Raw genomic sequence first — 17669 nt, 5'->3', positions numbered from 1 at the left:
TACGCGCGCAATGACAGTCGCCGACTATATGGCCGCCGCCAATGCGCATTATTATGCGACGCGCGACCCGCTTGGCGCGGCCGGGGACTTCACCACGGCGCCGGAGATCAGTCAGATGTTCGGCGAGATGGTGGGCATCTGGATCGCGGACCTGTGGCTGCGCGCGGGCCGGCCGGCGTTTAGCTATGTCGAACTTGGTCCCGGCCGCGGGACGCTCGCCAGCGATGCGTTACGTGCGATGGCGCGCTTTGGCGCCGTGCCGCAGGGTATCCATCTGGTCGAGACGAGCCCGATGCTGCGCGCAGCGCAGGCCGCCCGGCTGCCCGCGGCCGTGCATCACGGCGACATCACCGGCCTGCCCGACGATGTCGCGCCTCTCATCGTTGCCAATGAATTTTTCGACGCGCTTCCGATCCACCAATATGTACGAACCTGCGACGGCTGGCGCGAGCGTATCGTCGTTCGCGACCGCGGCGCGCTGGTACCGAAGGCGGGCAGCATTCCGGCCGACGAAGCGGTACCCGCAGCGCTCCGCCATCATGGCGAAGGCACGGTCGTCGAAACCGCGCCCGCTGCGGCCGCGATCATGCAGAGCTGCGCCTTTCGCCTCGCACGCCGTGGCGGCGCGATGCTGGTCATCGACTATGGTTATAGTGGCCCTGCCGCGGGCGACACGCTGCAGGCGGTCAAGAATCACCGCTTCGCGAACCCCTTCGCGCAGCCGGGCGAGGTCGACCTGACGGCGCATGTGGATTTCTCGGCGCTTGCCTTTGCGGCGCTCGGGGGGGGAGCGCTGGTGGCCGGGCCAGTGAGTCAGGGCGAATGGCTCAGGCGGCTCGGCATCGACGCACGGATGAAGGCGCTCGCTGCGGCTGCGCCGGACCGCGCCGATGAACTCGCCGGTCAGCGCGACCGGCTGGTCGAGCCTGATGCGATGGGCGAACTCTTTCGCGCAATGGCGATCCATGCACCCACCTGGCCGGTGCCCGAGGGTTTTGCGCACCCGGGAGGACCTTCATGATTGCTATCGTTCGCGCTGAGGCCAGCGATGCCGACGCTCTTTCCACCTTTGCCGAGAGCTCGTTCCGACACACCTTCGGCCACATCTATGCCCCCGACGACCTCGCCACATTCCTCGCGGACTGGAACCCGCCCAACCGCATCCGCGCACAGCTTGCCGATCCCGACTGGGCGATCGCGCTGGCGCGCGGCAAGGACGGCGCCATTACCGGTTTCATCAAGCTCGGGCCGATCGATTTCGATCTGCCCGAACACCAACCGGCGGCGGGCGCGATCGAACTTCATCAGCTCTACGTCAGCGAGGATGCGAAAGGCACCGGGCTCGCCCCCGCGCTGATCGAATGGGGCATCGCCTGGGCGCGCGAGCGCGCGGCTGTTCTCTACCTTTCGGTTTTCTCGGAAAACGCCCGCGCGCAGGCTTTCTACCGCCGCTACGGTTTCGTCGATGTCGGCCGCAATGCCTTTCGCGTGGGCAATCATGTCGACGAAGATCGAATCTGGAGACTCGATCTGTGACGGTCCCTTTTACCACCGCTGCCGCGCTCGGCGGGCTGCCTCACGGTTTTTTCGGGCGGCAGGGCGGCGTGTCCACGGGCGATCTTGCGTCGCTCAACTGCGGCATCGGTTCGGGCGACGACCCCGCGCTGATTGCCGAAAACCGCCGTCGGGCCGCCACGGCTATCCTGCCCGGCGCAGCGCTTGCGGGGGTGTATCAGGTGCACGGCCGGCGCTGCCTTATCGTCGATGAGACCACCGATCTTGCCGCGCGGCCCGAGGCTGACGCACTTGCGACCCGCACGCCCGGAATCCTGCTCGCCATTCTCACCGCTGACTGCGTTCCGATACTCTTCGCCGACCGGGAAGCCGGGGTGGTCGGTGCCGCCCATGCCGGGTGGAAGGGCGCCATCGCCGGCGTCGCCGAGGCGACGCTCGAGGCGATGGAGGAACTTGGCGCCCGCCGCGCACGCATCACCGCCGCCATCGGGCCCTGCATCGGCCGCGCCTCTTACGAGGTCGACGCAGCCTTCGTGAGCCGCTTCCTTGCGGACGATCCGGCGAACGAACGATTCTTCGCCGCCGGCCGGCCTGGCCACGCGATGTTTGACATCGCAGCCTATGTCGCGGCGCGTCTCGCCGCAGCGCATGTCCCCACGGTCGCAATTGGCGGGCAGGATACGTGCGCACAGGAAGCCGATTATTTCAGCTACCGCCGCGCGTGCCTGCGCGGTGAAAAGGGCTACGGCCGGCAATTATCCGTGATCGGCATCCGCTGACCGCAACGAAGAGGGGGAGCGCAATGAAGGCCCTTGCGATACCGCGCAAACGGCTCGTCTCGATCATTGGCGGCTCGGCAGGGAATCTCGTCGAATGGTACGACTGGTTCGCCTATGCCGCATTCGCCATCTATTTCGCGCCCGTCTTCTTCCCCAAGGCCGATCCGACCGCGCAATTGCTCAGTACCGCCACGATCTTTGCCGTCGGTTTCGTCATGCGGCCGATCGGCGCGTGGGTGATGGGACGCTTTGCGGACGCGCGCGGGCGCAAGGCAGGCCTGACGCTGTCGGTGGCCCTGATGTTCGGCGGCTCGCTGTTGATTGCACTTGCGCCCACCTATGCCGAGGCGGGGCTCGCAGGACCCGCGGTTCTGGTCACCGCGCGCATCCTGCAGGGCCTGTCGCTAGGCGGCGAATATGGGGCGAGCGCGACTTATCTTTCCGAAATGGCGCCGCGCGAACACCGCGGCTTCTGGGCCAGCTTCCAGTATCTGACGCTGATCGGGGGCCAGCTCTCGGCGATCTTCGTTGCCATCATTCTCCAAGCCTTTCTGACGGAGGCCGAGTTGACCGCCTGGGGGTGGCGCATCCCCTTCGTGATCGGCGCGCTGCTGGCGCTCGGCGTTTATGTCCTGCGCCGAAATCTCGCCGAGACGCCGTCCTTCGAGAACCAGGCGGCCGACCGTCCTGCCTCGACCGCACGGCGGCTTTGGCGCGAACACCGCCGCGAAGCCATTCTTGTGGGCCTCTTGTCTGCCGGCGGCGGGATCGGTGCCTATACCTACATCACCTATATGCAGAAATTCCTGTTCAACAGCGTCGGCTTCGACAAGGAAACCGCGACCTGGATCATAGCAGCGGCGCTGCTCTGGTTCGCCGCGATGCAGCCTGTCTTCGGCGCACTCGCCGACCGTTTCGGGCGGCGGCCGATGCTGCTGCTTTTCGGCATCGGGGGGGCGGTCGTTGCCGTGCCGACCTTCTTCACACTCGAGCGCATCACCTCGCCAATCGCGGCGACGCTGGTCATCCTTGTCCCCCTCACCTTGCAGAGCGGCTACACGGCAAATAATGCGCTGGTGAAGGCCGAGCTTTTTCCCGCCCATATCCGCGGGCTTGGCGTCGCACTGCCCTATGCGATCGGCAACGCGATCTTCGGCGGCACGGTCGAAATGGTCGCGCTCTGGCTCAAGGGTCAGGGCGTTGAATGGCTCTTCTATTTCTACGTCGCGCTGATCATCGGGCTCGCCGGCGTCGCGACCCTGCTGCTCCCTGAAACCCGCGAACGCAGCCTTATCGTCGAGGACTGAGTTAAGGCAGGGTGACCGGCGCTCAAAAGCGCGCTAGTTGCAAGTGAAACCAATTCATCGGAGTCCGACCATGCCCGCCATCGACAATAATGACCTTACCGGCACCACGCGCCGCAAGCCCAAGGCCGACGTCACCGAAATCGGCGGCCACGCCCTGTCGCCCTCGACGCTGATGATGGGCTATGGGTACGACCCGATGCTGTCCGAAGGCTCGCTGAAGCCGCCGATCTTCCTGACTTCGACCTTTGCCTTCGAAAGCGCCGCGGCGGGCAAGCGCCACTTCGAGGGTATCACCGGCAAACGCCCCGGGGGAGCCGAAGGCCTGGTCTATTCGCGCTTCAACGGCCCGAACCAGGAGATACTCGAGGCACGGCTTGGCGTCTGGGAAAGGGCCGAGGACGCGCTCGTCTTTTCCTCGGGCATGTCGGCGATCGCGACATTGCTGCTTGCCCACGTCAACATGAATGATGTCATCGTTCATTCAGGCCCCCTCTATGCGGCAACCGAGACGCTGATCGCGCGGATATTGTCGCGCTTTGGCGCCACCTATGTCGATTTTCCCGCCGAAGCTTCGCGCGAGGAAATGAACGCGATCCTAGCCGAGGCGCAGGCCATGGCGGCCAAGCAGGGCGGCAAGGTCGCGATGGTCTACCTTGAAAGCCCCGCCAACCCCACCAACGCGCTCGTCGACGTCGAGGCGATGCGAGCGGCGGTCGACGCCGCCTTTGCCGAGGACGCGCGTCCCCCCATCGCGATCGACAACACCTTTCTCGGGCCGCTCTGGTCGAAGCCGCTTGCGCATGGGGCCGACATCGTCCTTTACAGTCTCACCAAATATGCCGGCGGCCACAGCGATCTCGTCGCGGGCGGCGTGCTCGGAGCAAAGCAATGGCTCGGCCCCATCCGGATGATGCGCAACACGATCGGCACGATCTGCGATCCCCACACGGCCTGGATGCTGCTGCGCAGCCTTGAGACCGTCGAATTGCGGATGACCCGGGCAGGCGAGAATGCCGAAAAGGTCTGCGCCTTCCTGAAGGACCATCCAAAGGTCGAGGGGCTGGGTTATCTCGGCTTTCTCGATGCCGGATCCCAGAAGGACATTTTCGACCGTCACTGCACGGGCGCGGGATCGACCTTCTCGCTCTTCATCAAGGGCGGCGAGGCGGAGAGCTTCCGCTTTCTTGACGCCCTCAAGATCGCCAAGCTCGCAGTCAGCCTCGGGGGCACCGAGACGCTCGCCAGCCACCCCGCGGCCATGACGCACTTGTCGGTTCCCGACGAACGAAAGGCGGCGCTCGGCATCACCGATAATCTGGTGCGCGTGTCGATCGGCATCGAGAATTCGGACGATCTGATTGCCGATTTCGATCAGGCGCTCGCGGCGGTCTGACGCGCGGAGGCTCTTCTGGCCGTCACCTCGGGATTTCCCACAGGTGACGCTAGCCAAGCGCTATTTGGGCCGTCTCCAATCCACCACCTGCCAGCCCATTTTCGGCGCCAGACGGCGTAGCTTGCGAGACGGTGTCGTCGCAACCGCTTCGTCTGCAAAGCGGAGCATGGGCTGGTCGGAAACATGGTCCGAATAGGCGCGAATATGAGCGTCTTCGCGCGTGATCGCATTGTCGGCAAGCCAGCCGGTGATGCGCGCGAACTTCGCCTCGCCATAACAATTGTCGCCGCTCAGTCGCGCGTGAATATGGTCCTCGCCATCGGCTTCGTCGAGCCGCGTCGCAAGCACATCATCCATGCCCAGCCGCCGCGCGATCGCGTCCACATAGAGGTGAAAGGAGGCGGTCGCGAGGAGCAGCCGGTACCCGGCTGCACGATCGGCCGCGATTTGCTCAAGCGCCGCCGGATGCAGGCCGCGCGCCACGACCTTGTCGGCATAGCTCTCGGCCAGCGGGGCGATTTCGGCGCGGCTGAAGCGTTTGCCGACCAAGAGGCGAAGGTTGATTGCCTTGAACTGCGCCCGGTCGATCAGCCGCAATGAGTAGGCAATCCCCGCAAGACCCACGAGGGGCAGCAGCATCAGCCGCCACGGTTGCCGGCGCCGCGCGACGTGCATCAAAAAGCCGCTATAGGTACCCGCACGCGTGATCGTGCGGTCCATGTCGTACATGGCGACGCGGTGGGCGACCGGAGGGACGGCGGGCACTTCCATATCGGCGCCATAGCCTTCCAGCACCTGCCGGCCAAGTCCGGCACGGATGTCACGGATTAGCTTGCCGTTATTGGGCAAATCATCCAAGGTCCAAGCGCAATGGCGGCCAGCGCGGATTTCGAAACGGACGAAGGAGCCGACGGCGTCGATGTGCGCTTCACGGGGCGCCTGACCCTCGCGCGCCTCGGCGACCTGCCGGCTCGGCTCGACGCGCTCGGCCCGATCGCGGCACTCGATCTTTCAGATGTCGAGCGGATCGACACGGTCGGCGCCTGGATCGTAACCCGCACCGCCCGCGCGCATGATGCCAAAGTCACCGGTGCCAGCGAGGACGCGCAGCGGCTGTTGAAGGCCCTGGCCGAAGACAAGAGCGATTATCGCGTCCACCCCGACCGCCGCCCCATGTGGACACGCATGCTTGAGCAGCTTGGTTCGGCGAGCCTCGGCGTGTGGAACGAATTTATCGGCATTGTCGGCTTCTTCGGCGCGATGATCGTCGCCTTCATCACTCAGCTGCGCGCGCGTCGGCGAATCCGCTGGCACGCGATCGTGACGCGGTTCCAGAGCGTTGGGGTCGATGCGCTCCCGATCATCGGTCTGATGAGCTTCCTCATCGGCATCGTCATCGCCCAGCAGGGGGCCGTCCAGCTGCGCCAGTTCGGGTTGGAAGTGTTCACAATCAACCTCGTCGGTCGCGCCTCGATCCGCGAGCTTGGTCTGCTGATGACCGCGATCATGGTCGCGGGCCGGTCAGGATCGGCCTTCGCCGCGCAGATCGGCACGATGAAATTGACCGAAGAGGTCGACGCGATGCGAACGATCGGTGTTTCGCCAATGGAGGCGATCGTGCTCCCACGCGTCGCCGCCTCGACGATCATCATGCCGCTCCTCGGCTTCTACGCCAGCCTGTGCGCGATCATAGGCGGCGGGGTCTTTTCGTGGGTCGGGCTCGACATCCCGCCGATCACCTATATCCAGCGGCTGCGCGAGATCATCCCGATGACCGATTTCTGGGCGATGCTGATCAAGGCCCCGGTGTTTGGCATCCTCGTCGGGGTCACCGGCTGCTATTCGGGGATGCAGGTGCGCCAGAATGCCGAGGAAGTCGGCCGCCGCACCACCTCTGCGGTGGTCGCTGCGATCTTCCTCGTCATCGTCCTCGATGCCTTCTTCGCTGTCTTCTTCTCCTCGATCGGGTGGAACTGATGACCGAGGAAGAGGAGCAGGACGAAATCCGGCAGGAGCTTGCGTCGGCTGACGCGGTGCGGCCCGAGAAATTCGACGTCGCGATCCGCGTGCGCGGTCTCGTCAACCAGTTTGGCGACGCGGTAATCCACGACCATCTCGACCTCGACGTGCGCTCGGGGGAGATATTGGGCGTCGTCGGGGGTTCGGGCACCGGAAAGTCGGTGCTGATGCGTTCGATCGTCGGGCTGCAAACCCCCGCCGCTGGCGAAATCGAGGTTTACGGCAAGTCGCTCGACACCATCGCCGATGAAGAGGAATCGCGTGACCTGCGCCGTCGCTGGGGCGTGATGTTTCAGGGCGGCGCGCTCTTTTCGACGCTGAGCGTCGCTGAAAATATCCAGGTCCCGCTTCGCGAATATTATCCAAGACTCGATCAGGGGCTGCTCGACGAGATCGCCGCCTACAAGGTCGCGATGGTCGGGCTGCCGCCCGATGCCGGACCCAAATTCCCGGCCGAACTCTCGGGCGGAATGGTCAAACGCGCCGGGCTTGCCCGCGCGCTGGCTCTCGACCCGGCGCTTTTGTTCCTCGATGAGCCCACCGCCGGGCTCGACCCTATCGGCGCTGCCAAGTTTGACGAGCTGATCCGCGGGCTCGCCGACACGATGGGCCTCACGGTCTTCCTCATCACCCACGATCTCGATACGCTATATGCCACCTGCGACCGCGTCGCCGTGCTCGCAGAAAGGAAGGTGATCGCGGTCGGCACCATCCCGGAACTGCTTGCCACCGAGCATCCCTGGATACAGGATTATTTCAACGGGCCGCGCGGCCGCGCCGCGACAACGGCGCATGGTCGCGCTGCGCACGACAGGAAAAGCTGATGGAAACTCGCTCGAACAATGTGATGGTGGGCGCCTTCGTGCTCTTCTTCACCCTCGCAATCGCGATCTTCGTCGTGTGGATGGCAAATGACAGCGGCGGCGCCAAGCGCGAGTATGACATCTTCTTCAAGCAGTCGGTCGACGGGCTGAACAAGGGATCGCAGGTCCAGTTCTCGGGCGTGCCGGTGGGCCAGGTGCGCCAGATCGAATTGTGGCGCGACGATCCGCAATTCGTGCGCGTGCGCATCGAGGTCGACGAAACCGTCCCCATCCTTCAAGGGACCACCGCCGCACTCGAGGGTGTCGGCTTCACCGGCGTTTCGCAGATTTCGCTCGACGGCGCGGTGAAGGGTGCCCCGCCCATCACGGACAAGGGACCCGCGGGCAGGCCCGTTATACCGAACCGGGTCGGCGGTCTCGGCGAGATACTCAACACCGCGCCGCAGCTCCTTCAGCGCCTGTCTACGCTGACCGAGCGCCTCGCCGAACTTGCGGACGACAAGAATCAGGAGAGCTTTTCCGCGATCCTGAAAAATGTCGAGCAATCCACGGCGATCCTCGCCCGCAACGGACCGGCGCTCGAAGCAGCACTTGCCGACACGCGCATCGCGATCCAGCAGACAGGCAATGCCGCCGAACAGATCGGAAACCTCGCCGCGTCGGCGCAGGGGACGATCGACCGTAACATCGATCCCGCGATGCAGAATCTGCGCAACACGCTCGCGTCCGCCAATGAATCCATGAAGACGCTCGAAAGCGCGATCGCGGACGCCCGCCCCGGCCTCAAGACGTTCAGCGAAACGACAATTCCCGAAGCCAACGCGCTGATCCGCGACCTTCGCCGTACCTCCACCTCGCTATCCAGCTTGACCGACAAGCTCGACCAGCAGGGCGCTGGGGCGGTAATCGGCGGCAGCAAGCTCCCCGATTACAAGCCATGAGGTATCCAACCATGCTCCGCAGCCTACGCCTCCCCGTGCTCGCCGCTCTCGCGACGGCGACGCTGTCCGCCTGCGTCAGCTTCGGCGCCAAGCCACCGCCCTTCCTGCTGACGCTCAGCCCCGATGTCTCGCCCTCGGCGGGCGAGGCTCGCACCGCGAACGAGGCACAGGCGCTCACCATCCTCATCCCCACCGCGCCGCAGAAGCTGCGTACCCAGCGCATCCCCGTGCAGCAGGATGATGCCAGCATTGCCTATGTGAAGGATGCGCAATGGGTCGAGGCGCCGCAGCGCCTGTTCCAGCGCCTGCTCTCCGAAACGGTCGCGGCCCGCTCGAACCGCGTCGTCCTCGATGAAGGGCAGTATCTGACAGCTCCGGGCGAACAGCTTGCAGGTCAGTTGATGGAGTTCGGCGTCGACGAGGCGACCAACGAGGCCGTCGTTGTTTATCAGGCGATGCTGGTGAACAGCGGGGGCAAGAGCGTCACCCAGCGTCGCTTCGAAGCGCGCGAGCCGGTCGGCGGAAAGATCGAACCGAAGCGGGTAGGTGAAGCCTTGAGTGCAGCTGCGAACAGGGTCGCAGGCGAAGTCGCGGGATGGCTGGCGGGTTAGAAAGGAGGCGTGCCCTTCTTCTCCCTCCCGAAACGCTGAAACCGCGCGCGGACCTTACCCCATCAGGCTCTTCGACGCTTGTTCGGTCACATCGCGCGACAGCCCGGGCTGCGCCAGAATCCGTTCAAGCTCGGCCTTCATCAGCAGTTGTCGTCCCTCGTCAAACCGTCTCCAGCGCCCCAGCGGCGGGATCATCCGCGCGGCCGTTTGCGGGTTTCTCGGATCGAGCGCGATCACCAGATCGGCAAGCAGCCTGTAGCCCGCGCCGTCGGCCTGATGAAATGCGGCCTGATTGCCCGCAAACGCACCATAGAGCGAGCGCACGCGATTGGGATTCGTGAGCGTGAAATCGGGATGCTGCGCGAGCTCAGCGACGGTCGCAACGGTGTCAGCGCGCTGCGACCAGGCCTGCACTTGGAACCATTTGTCAAGCACCAGTGGATTGTCGCGATAACGCTGATAGAATATGTCCAGCGCATGCGTCCGCTCGTCGCTGTCCCCGTGCGCGAGCGTCGCAAGCGCTGCCTGACGTTCGGTCATCCCGTCGGCCTGCGAGAAGATCGCGAAAGCCAGGCCCGGCACATCCTCCAGTCCGCTTGCAGCCAGATAGGCGAGGGCCACCCCGCGGAGGCGGCGGCGCCCCTTCGCCTCGGGCGAGGGGTCTGTCGCAGCCGGCGCGCTCCTCGCAAGGATCGCGCGCCATTCATTCTCAAGCGCAGTCCCGATCGCCATCTGCAGCGCCAGCCGCTCGCGGCGGATTGCGTCGGGGTCGACCGTGACCATCTGGTCGCCGATGAAGGCCTCGTTGGGCAGCAGCGCCGCTTCGGCGACGAAGGCAGGATCGTTGACAGCGCCTTCCAGCGTCTGTCCGACGGCGCCGATCACCGCCTCGCGGTCGTCCGCCTTGCCCGAGACCGCGGCAACGAGCGTGTCGAGCATCAACTGCTGGAGCGCCTCGTAACGCGCGAAGGGATCGTCGTCGTGCGCCGCGAGCCACGCAAGTTCGCCCGACGCGCGCTCGAGATCGATGATCACGGGTGCGGAAAAGCCCCGATTGACCGAGAGCGCCGGTCGTGCGGCGAACTGGCCGAGCGGGATGCGCTGTACCGCGTCCGTCAGTGTCGCCAACCTTTCGGGAAGCAACGCGCCGCTGCCGTCCATTGCAAAAGCGGCCAGACGCAGCGGTATCATCATCGGCGCCTTGGTTTCCTGTCCTGGCGTTGCCGGAATCGTCTGCGTGACGTCCATGAACCAGTCCCTGCCTTCCTGGGCCAGCGCGAGATGGAGTTTCGGCGTCCCCGCCTGCTCGTACCAGCGGCGGAACTGGCCGAGGTCGATGTCCCCACCCTCCTCCATCGCGCAGACGAAATCTTCGCAGGTTGCCGCCTCGCCGTCGTGGCGATCGAAATAAAGGTCGGTACCCTTGCGGAAGCGCTCGGCTCCGAGCAGCGTCGCCATCATCCGGATGACTTCGGCGCCCTTGTTATAGACGGTTGCCGTGTAGAAGTTCGAAATCTCCTGATAGCTGTCGGGCCGGATGGGATGGGCGAGTGGTCCGGCATCCTCGGGGAATTGCGCGGCGCGGAGCAGGCGCACGTCCTCGATGCGCTTGACTGCCGGTGATCCCATTGCGGCCGAGAAGCTCTGGTCGCGATAGACGGTGAAGCCCTCTTTGAGGCTCAGCTGGAACCAGTCCCGGCAGGTAACGCGGTTGCCCGACCAGTTGTGAAAATATTCGTGCGCGACGACACCCTCGACGCCGTCGAAATCGGCATCGGTCGCCGTGTCGGGATCAGCCAGGATGTAACGGGTGTTGAAGATGTTCAGCCCCTTATTTTCCATTGCTCCCATGTTGAAGTCGCTGACCGCCACGATGTTGAAGAGGTCGAGATCATATTCGCGGCCATAGACCTCCTCGTCCCAACGCATGCTGTGCTTGAGCGCGGCCATCGCATGATGGGTGCGCTCAAGGTCGCCCTCGCGCACCCAAATGCCCAGTTCGACCTCGCGGCCCGACATCGTCGTGAAGCGGTCCCGGTTGACGACGAGATCGCCTGCGACGAGCGCGAAGAGATAGGAGGGCTTGGGCCACGGATCTTCCCACAAAGCCCAATGGGTGCCGCCCGCGCCCTCGCCTGTCGCGACCCGGTTGCCGTTGGAGAGCAGAACCGGAAAGGCGGCCTTGTCACCCGTCATCCGAACCCGGTAGCGGCTCAACACATCGGGCCGGTCGGGGTGGAAGGTGATGCGCCGGAACCCCTCGGCCTCGCACTGGGTGCACAGCATATCGTTCGACGCATAGAGGCCTGACAGCTGCGTATTGGCAGAAGGGTCGATGAGCGTGTCGACCTCGATCCTCGCCGCGTCGCGGTGGCCGAGGTCGATGACAAGGTCGCCTCCCTCCATCCGCCAGTCGTTCCATACTGCCCCGTCGACACGCACCTCGGCAGCAGCAAGCCCATCGCCGCGCAGCAGCAAAGGAGCGGGCGCCGGTGCAGCGCGCACGACCGACAGCGCCGCGGTTACCCGCGTCATCGTGATGCCCAGCGCGAAATCGAGCGCGATGTCGGGGATCTGCCATTCGGGCCTACGATAGTCGCCGCGATGGATGGTGACGGGGATGGCGGGAGCAGAAGAAGCGTCAGTCATGAAAGCTGGTCTAGGCATCGCGCCTCGGCTGCGCAATAAGGCCGCCGATGAGCGATATGCTGATTTTCGGAATGGGCTATACCGGGACCCGTCTCGCCAGCCGTCTCGTGGCGCGGGGCTGGAGCGTGACCGCAACGACGCGGGACGGCCGCGAGGGCACGCTTGGCTTTGACGACGCGGCGTCGGTCATCGCGGCCTTGCGCAGCGCGACGCACATCCTCTCCTGCGTGCCGCCCGCTGAGGGCTCGGATCCGGTGCTGGCGCGCTACGGCGAAGCGATCGCGATCGCGCCCGCCGGGTGGACCGGTTACCTCTCCTCCACCGGCGTCTATGGCGATACGGACGGCGCATGGGTCGACGAGAGCGCTCCCATCAAGGGCCGCCGCCGGGACCGCAATGCGGCCGACGCGGCCTGGGCCGCGCTGCGCGGGGATATGCGCGTGTTTCGCTTGCCCGGCATCTATGGACCCGGCCGCTCGATCCTCGAGCGTATCGCCGAAGGTCGCGCGCATCGCATCGACCTGCCGAACCAGATATTCAGCCGTGTCCATGTCGACGATGTCGCGGCGGGCATTATTGCTTCCTTTTCGGGACCCCCGGGCGTCTACAATCTCGCCGACGAGGCACCCTGTTCTCAGAATAGCCTCGTCGAATGGGGCTGCGCCTTGCTCGGTGCACCATTGCCGCCGCTGCTATCGCTGGATGACGCGGGCCTGTCCCCCGCCGCGCGAGCCTTCTATACCGAAAACCGCCGCGTGGCGAATGGTAAGGCCAGACGCCGGCTGGGCTGGATGCCGCGCTATCCGACATTTCGCGAGGGGCTGGCGAGACTCGTCTGAGCCCTCAGAGCCATATGTCGGCGGTGTGGATCAGCACGCCGACCAATCCGCCAACGAGCGTCCCGTTGATGCGGATATATTGAAGGTCATCACCCACCGCATTTTCCAGCCGATCCGTAATCGTCTTCGCATCCCAACCACGGATCGTGTCCGAGACGAGGCGCAGCGCCGTCTCGCCGTAGCTGTCGACCGCGCCGACAACCGCGCGCCGCGCATAGCGGTTGAGCGTGCGCTTGATGGCCTCGTCTTCCCCCAGCATCGTACCGAACTGGTGAACGAGTTCGCCGATCCGCCCCGCCAGCATCGTGTCAGGGTCGCGCGCTGCGCGAAGCAGAGCGCTGCGCCCCTGTTCCCATAGCCCGTCGAGCCAGCGCTTGACCGCGGCATTGTCGAGAAGCTCGTCGCGCACGCGCTCGACCTTTGCCTGGACCTCCGGGTCTTCCTGAAGGTCGAGCGCCATCCTGGCCAGCCCTTCCTCGACGCGGAGGCGGATCGGGTGATCCGGCTCGGCTGCCATATCGGTGAGCAACTTGCCGAGCCCCGCCACGATGCGGTTCGCGATGCTCTCATCGAGGCCGGTGAAGCGCACGATCGCGTTCGAATTGTCATGCACCATCTGATGAATCAGGTGCGCGTTGAGATCGAGCGTCTTCGAGCCCCATTTGACCATTGCATCGAGCAGCGGCTGGTGCCGCCCTTCGGCAAGCGCTGCCTGCAGGGCCTGGCCGAGCAATGGTGCGATGTCGAGTTCGCGCAGGCGGTCTGCGATTGCAGATTTGACCATGCCGCCGAGCCTTTTCTGGTCGAGCGCTCCAAGTGCGTCGGCGATGATGCGCGAGGCGCCGAGCTTGAGCCGCCCGCCGCCCGCCGCCGGCTGCGACAGGAAATGGCCGACTGCACCGGCGGCATCGACCGTCTGCATTTTGCGCGCGATCAGCCGCGGCAAAAGGAAGTTGGTGAGCAGGAAGCGTGCGAGCGTGTCGCCGATCCGGTTCTTGTTGCGGGGCACGATGGCGGTGTGCGGAATGGGCAAACCCATCGGGTGCCGAAACAGCGCGGTGACGGCAAACCAGTCAGCGAGCCCGCCGACCATTGCCGCCTCGGCAAAAGCGCGGACAAAGCCAACCGCAGGATGGACATGCTGGAAATATTTCGCCGCGACGAAGACCGCGGCCATGACGAGGAGCAGCCCGGTCGCAACGACGCGGATGTTGAGACCGCCCGTCGGCAGGGCAACACCCACTTCCCCGCTTCTCGTGAAGAGGCGGGGACGTGCCGCATCGGCAGGCGCAGTGAGCCGGTCCGTCATGCCCTGTCAAATGGCGCCGCGGCGCAAAGGTTGCAACCGCTGCCCCGTCCCCGGCAGGCCGATGTCACTCGGCTGGATGTGGGGCGGGGTCGGCATGCGGCCGCGTGTCATCGCCAGGCCGATAGGTCAGCAGGGTGCGCGAGAAGAAGCGGCCCATTCGCTTCTCGATGCTGTCGGCGAGGCTGAAACCCGCGGGCACGATCAGCAGCGTCAGCAGCGTCGAGAGAATGAGTCCGCCGATCACCACGACGCCCATCGGCGCGCGCCATGCCCCGTCGCCCGACAGCGACAGCGCGGTGGGAACCATGCCTGCGACCATCGCGACCGTGGTCATCACAATCGGCTGGGCACGCTTGCGCCCCGCGTCCATGAGCGCTGCCGCCTTCTCGACACCCTTGTCCATCTCCTCGATCGCGAAATCGACAAGCAGGATCGAGTTCTTCGCGACGATGCCGAGCAGCATCAGGAGGCCGATGAACACCGGCATGGAAATCTCCATCCGCGCAATGAGAAGGCCGAGCAGGCCGCCCAGCGGGGCGAGCAGCAGCGACGACATATTGACGAGCGGCGAGAGGAAGCGGCGATAGAGGAGCACCAGCGTCGAGAAGACAAGCATCAACCCGGCGACAACCGCAATCATGAAGTTTCGCATCATCTCGGCCTGCCACTTCGCGTCGCCCTGGATCACCTTGCGGATGCCCTGCGGCATATTCCTGACCGCGGGCAGCGCGTCGATCTTGGTCTGCGCATTGCCTGTCACAAGCCCCGGCGCAAGGTCGGCACCAATCACGATGCGCCGCGTCTGGTTGTAGCGCCGAAGTTCGGTAGGACCTGCGCCAAAGCCGATCTCTGCGACCGATTTCAGCGGAACTGTCGACCCACTTGCGGTCGGCACCGGCAGGTTCTCGAGCGTCGCAAGGCTACGGCGCGAATCTTCCGAGAGAAGTACCCGGATCGGAATCTGGCGGTCGGACAGCGAAAATTTCGCCGCATTCTGGTCGATATCGCCGAGCGTCGCGATACGGATCGTCTGGCTGAGTGCCGCGGTCGTGACGCCAAGGTCGGCAGCGAGGTCGAGGCGCGGCGTGATGATAATTTCGGGCCGCGGGATATCGCCCTCGATACGCGGCGCGCGCAGTTCCTTCAGTCCTTTCATCTGGTCGACAATCTTGAGCGCATGTTTCTCGAGCGCGATCGGATCGTCTCCGCCAAGGACGAAGGTAATGTCGCGGCCCGAAAAGCCGCCCGACTGGCTTTGGAAGCTCACGCGCGCGTCGGGGATCTCTCCGAGCTTCGGCTGCAGGCTGCGCTCCCATTCGACGCTCGACACCTCCCGGTCCTTTCTGAGCGTGAGAAAAGCGTTCCCGCCGCCGACATTGATATCATAGAAGGCAGTGTCGACCACCGGGCTATCATCGAGGATTGCCGAGATCTGCCGCGCGATCGTTTCACTCTGCTCAAGCGTCGAGCCCGGCGGCAGTTCATATTTGACCTGGCTGTAATCGCTGTTGATCGTCGGCTGGAACTGCTTCGGGATGAATATGAACAGAATAATGCTCATCGCAAAAGCAAGGCCGCCGATCCCCACGATCCACACACGATGGTCAAAGAGGCGCGCATAGGCGCGCCGCGTCATGAATTTGGCCCAGCGAGTCCACGCCCACTTGGCGCCCATGGAATCCAGCGCCGCGCCAATGGCAATCATCAGGAAGACTGCAAGGAGGAAGGTGGTGACCGCCGCAATCGGCGTCAGCAAGAGGAAGTGCACCGCCGTATTGGGGGCGTCCTGGCCGACCGGCACTGGCTGGAAATAGCGATAAGTCGAAAGGAGGATCGTCAAGGCCGCGAGCGCAAGCGGGACGATCAACAAGCTCGGGCGGGTCGGTACCGGCTCGTAGCGCGCGCGCACCGCCTTGTGCTTTTCGCTGTTCAGCGTCCAGCCCAGCAGCCTTTCGTAGCGGTCGACCCAGGGTCCGTTGGCATGCGCCTGTTCGCCCTCAGCGGCGAGGAAATATGCCGCGATCATCGGCGTGATCATGCGCGCCACAGCGAGGCTGACGACCACCGCGAAGACGACGGTCATGCCAAACTGGATGAAGAATTGCCCCGACACGCCGGGCATTAATGCGACCGGCAGGAACACCGCGACAATCGAACTTGTGGTTGCAACCACGGCAAGGCCGATCTCGTCCGCGGCATCGATCGCCGCCTGGTACGCGGTCTTGCCCATGCGCATGTGCCGGACGATATTCTCGATCTCCACGATCGCATCGTCGACGAGCACCCCGGCAACGAGGCTCAGCGCGAGGAGCGAGAGGCCGTTCAGTGAAAAGCCCATCAGCTCCATGAACCAGAAGGTCGGGATCGCCGAGAGCGGGATGGCGAGCGCGCTGATCAGCGTCGCGCGCCAGTCGCGCAGGAACAAGAAGACAACCACGACCGCAAGGACCGCGCCCTCGACCATCGCTGCCATCGAGCTACGATATTGTTCCTTGGTGTATTCGGTGCGAGTGAAGAGGATCTTGAAGGCGACCTTGGGGTTGTTCTTCTTGATCTCCTCAAGCTTCTTCATCGCCTCGTCGTGGACCGTGACGTCGGAGGAACCCTTCGCCTTTTCGATTGAGAAACTGAGAACCTGCCGACCGCCGATCTTCGCGAGGTTGCGCTGTTCAGCGTAACCGTCGCTGACTTTCGCAACGTCCGACAAGCGGATCGTGCGGCCACCGCCAATGGCTATGCGCGTCTGGCCAAGATCATAGGCGCTCGCAGCGTTGCCAAGGACGCGCACGGCCTGCTCGGACCCCGCGATCTCGGCGCGGCCGCCCGCGGCATTCAGATTGACCTGGCGCAGTTGCTGGTTCACCTGGCTGGCCGTGAGACCGTAGCTTTGCATGCGGGCAGGATCGAGGATGACGCGAATTTCGCGGTCGACACCGCCCGAGCGGCTGACCTTCGCCATGCCGGGAATCGATAGCAATTCCTTCGCCACCGTATTGTCGACGAACCAGCTGAGCTGTTCGAGGGTCATGTCGGCCGCTTCGACCGAGAAATGTGTGATCGGACCGCCCGCAACGTCGACGCGCACGACCTGCGGCTCGAGAATGCCGTCGGGCAGATCGCTGCGGATCTGCTGCACCGCCTGGTTGACGTCATTATACGCGCGGTCGATCGGAGTTCCGATCGCGAACTGGACGAATGTGCTGCTGCTGCCCTCGCCGACATAGGAGGACATTTCATCGACGCCGCTTACCGCGCGCACCGCCGCTTCGACGCGCTGGGTGACCTGTGTTTCAAGCTCGGTCGGTGCCGCGCCCGGCTGCGCGACGATGACCTGCACCGCCGGGAATTCGACGTCCGGATTGTCATTGACGTCCATCCGGTTGAAGCTGACCAGGCCCGCAAGGAGGAGCAGCACGAACAAAACGATCGGCGGGACCGGATTGCGGATGCACCAGGCGGAGATGTTGCGGAAGCTCATGTGTC

General features: G+C 64.6%; 14 protein-coding genes. 10 read left to right on the top strand and 4 right to left on the bottom strand.

Features of this window, described 5'->3' with window-relative positions; translation table 11 throughout:
• The first annotated feature begins 10 nt into the window (after window positions 1–10).
• The 5 genes from B5X69_RS01865 (at window position 11) to B5X69_RS01845 (ending at window position 4994) form a co-directional block, all read left to right on the top strand.
• Window positions 11–1021 (top strand): class I SAM-dependent methyltransferase, encoded by a 1011-nt coding sequence (locus B5X69_RS01865; RefSeq protein WP_245798524.1) that lies wholly within the window; start codon window positions 11–13, stop codon window positions 1019–1021.
• The gene (locus B5X69_RS01860) at window positions 1018–1536 is read left to right on the top strand and encodes a GNAT family N-acetyltransferase (protein ID WP_079637002.1); all 519 of its coding nucleotides are present in this window, start codon (window positions 1018–1020) and stop codon (window positions 1534–1536) included. Before B5X69_RS01865 ends, B5X69_RS01860 begins: the two co-directional genes overlap by 4 nt.
• A complete protein-coding gene (gene pgeF / locus B5X69_RS01855; RefSeq protein WP_079637001.1) occupies window positions 1533–2294 on the top strand; it encodes a peptidoglycan editing factor PgeF in 762 nt (253 codons plus the stop codon). The genes B5X69_RS01860 and pgeF overlap by 4 nt, the downstream gene beginning before the upstream one ends.
• Window positions 2295–2317: 23 nt before the next feature.
• Window positions 2318–3601: an MFS transporter gene (locus tag B5X69_RS01850; RefSeq protein ID WP_079637000.1), complete on the top strand. Its 1284-nt coding sequence runs from the start codon at window positions 2318–2320 to the stop codon at window positions 3599–3601.
• 70 nt (window positions 3602–3671) lie between these two features.
• Window positions 3672–4994 carry a cystathionine gamma-synthase family protein gene (locus B5X69_RS01845; protein WP_079636999.1) on the top strand — a complete coding sequence of 441 codons (1323 nt, stop codon included), beginning with the start codon at window positions 3672–3674 and terminating at the stop codon, window positions 4992–4994.
• A 60-nt stretch (window positions 4995–5054) separates the two neighbouring features.
• Here B5X69_RS01845 and B5X69_RS01840 read toward each other — a convergent pair whose 3' ends face one another.
• Window positions 5055–5765, bottom strand: coding sequence for an HAD family hydrolase (locus tag B5X69_RS01840; protein WP_079637168.1), 711 nt, complete (start codon window positions 5763–5765; stop codon window positions 5055–5057).
• Between the two features lie 99 nt (window positions 5766–5864).
• Between B5X69_RS01840 and B5X69_RS01835 the strand changes: the two genes are divergently transcribed.
• From B5X69_RS01835 to B5X69_RS01820, 4 genes are read left to right on the top strand one after another with little or no spacing between them, the layout of a single operon-like run.
• A complete protein-coding gene (locus tag B5X69_RS01835; RefSeq protein ID WP_053552831.1) occupies window positions 5865–6971 on the top strand; it encodes an ABC transporter permease in 1107 nt (368 codons plus the stop codon).
• Window positions 6971–7837: an ABC transporter ATP-binding protein gene (locus tag B5X69_RS01830; protein ID WP_079636998.1), complete on the top strand. Its 867-nt coding sequence runs from the start codon at window positions 6971–6973 to the stop codon at window positions 7835–7837. The genes B5X69_RS01835 and B5X69_RS01830 overlap by 1 nt, the downstream gene beginning before the upstream one ends.
• Complete coding sequence (locus B5X69_RS01825) at window positions 7837–8778, top strand: MlaD family protein (protein ID WP_079636997.1); 942 nt, start codon at window positions 7837–7839, stop codon at window positions 8776–8778. Before B5X69_RS01830 ends, B5X69_RS01825 begins: the two co-directional genes overlap by 1 nt.
• Window positions 8779–8789: 11 nt before the next feature.
• On the top strand, window positions 8790–9389 hold the full coding sequence (locus B5X69_RS01820; protein ID WP_053552828.1) for an ABC-type transport auxiliary lipoprotein family protein: 600 nt from the start codon (window positions 8790–8792) through the stop codon (window positions 9387–9389).
• Window positions 9390–9443: 54 nt separating this feature from the next.
• Here the strand turns inward: B5X69_RS01820 and pepN are convergent, their stop codons facing one another.
• Window positions 9444–12038: an aminopeptidase N gene (gene pepN / locus B5X69_RS01815; RefSeq protein WP_079636996.1), complete on the bottom strand. Its 2595-nt coding sequence runs from the start codon at window positions 12036–12038 to the stop codon at window positions 9444–9446.
• A gap of 47 nt (window positions 12039–12085) precedes the next feature.
• On the opposite strand from pepN, the gene B5X69_RS01810 reads away from it, so the two are divergent.
• Window positions 12086–12877 (top strand): Rossmann-fold NAD(P)-binding domain-containing protein, encoded by a 792-nt coding sequence (locus B5X69_RS01810; RefSeq protein ID WP_079636995.1) that lies wholly within the window; start codon window positions 12086–12088, stop codon window positions 12875–12877.
• A 4-nt stretch (window positions 12878–12881) separates the two neighbouring features.
• Here the strand turns inward: B5X69_RS01810 and B5X69_RS01805 are convergent, their stop codons facing one another.
• Together B5X69_RS01805 and B5X69_RS01800 are read right to left on the bottom strand one after the other, a co-directional pair.
• The gene (locus tag B5X69_RS01805; protein WP_079637167.1) at window positions 12882–14054 is read right to left on the bottom strand and encodes a DUF445 domain-containing protein; all 1173 of its coding nucleotides are present in this window, start codon (window positions 14052–14054) and stop codon (window positions 12882–12884) included.
• A 196-nt stretch (window positions 14055–14250) separates the two neighbouring features.
• Window positions 14251–17664 carry an efflux RND transporter permease subunit gene (locus B5X69_RS01800; RefSeq protein WP_079636994.1) on the bottom strand — a complete coding sequence of 1138 codons (3414 nt, stop codon included), beginning with the start codon at window positions 17662–17664 and terminating at the stop codon, window positions 14251–14253.
• Window positions 17665–17669 lie beyond the last annotated feature (5 nt).

The sequence above is a fragment of the Sphingopyxis flava genome, assembly GCF_900168005.1.
GTDB lineage: Bacteria > Pseudomonadota > Alphaproteobacteria > Sphingomonadales > Sphingomonadaceae > Sphingopyxis > Sphingopyxis flava.
The sequence above is the reverse complement of the archived record's forward strand: the minus strand, read 5'-3'. Positions and strand labels throughout refer to the sequence as shown.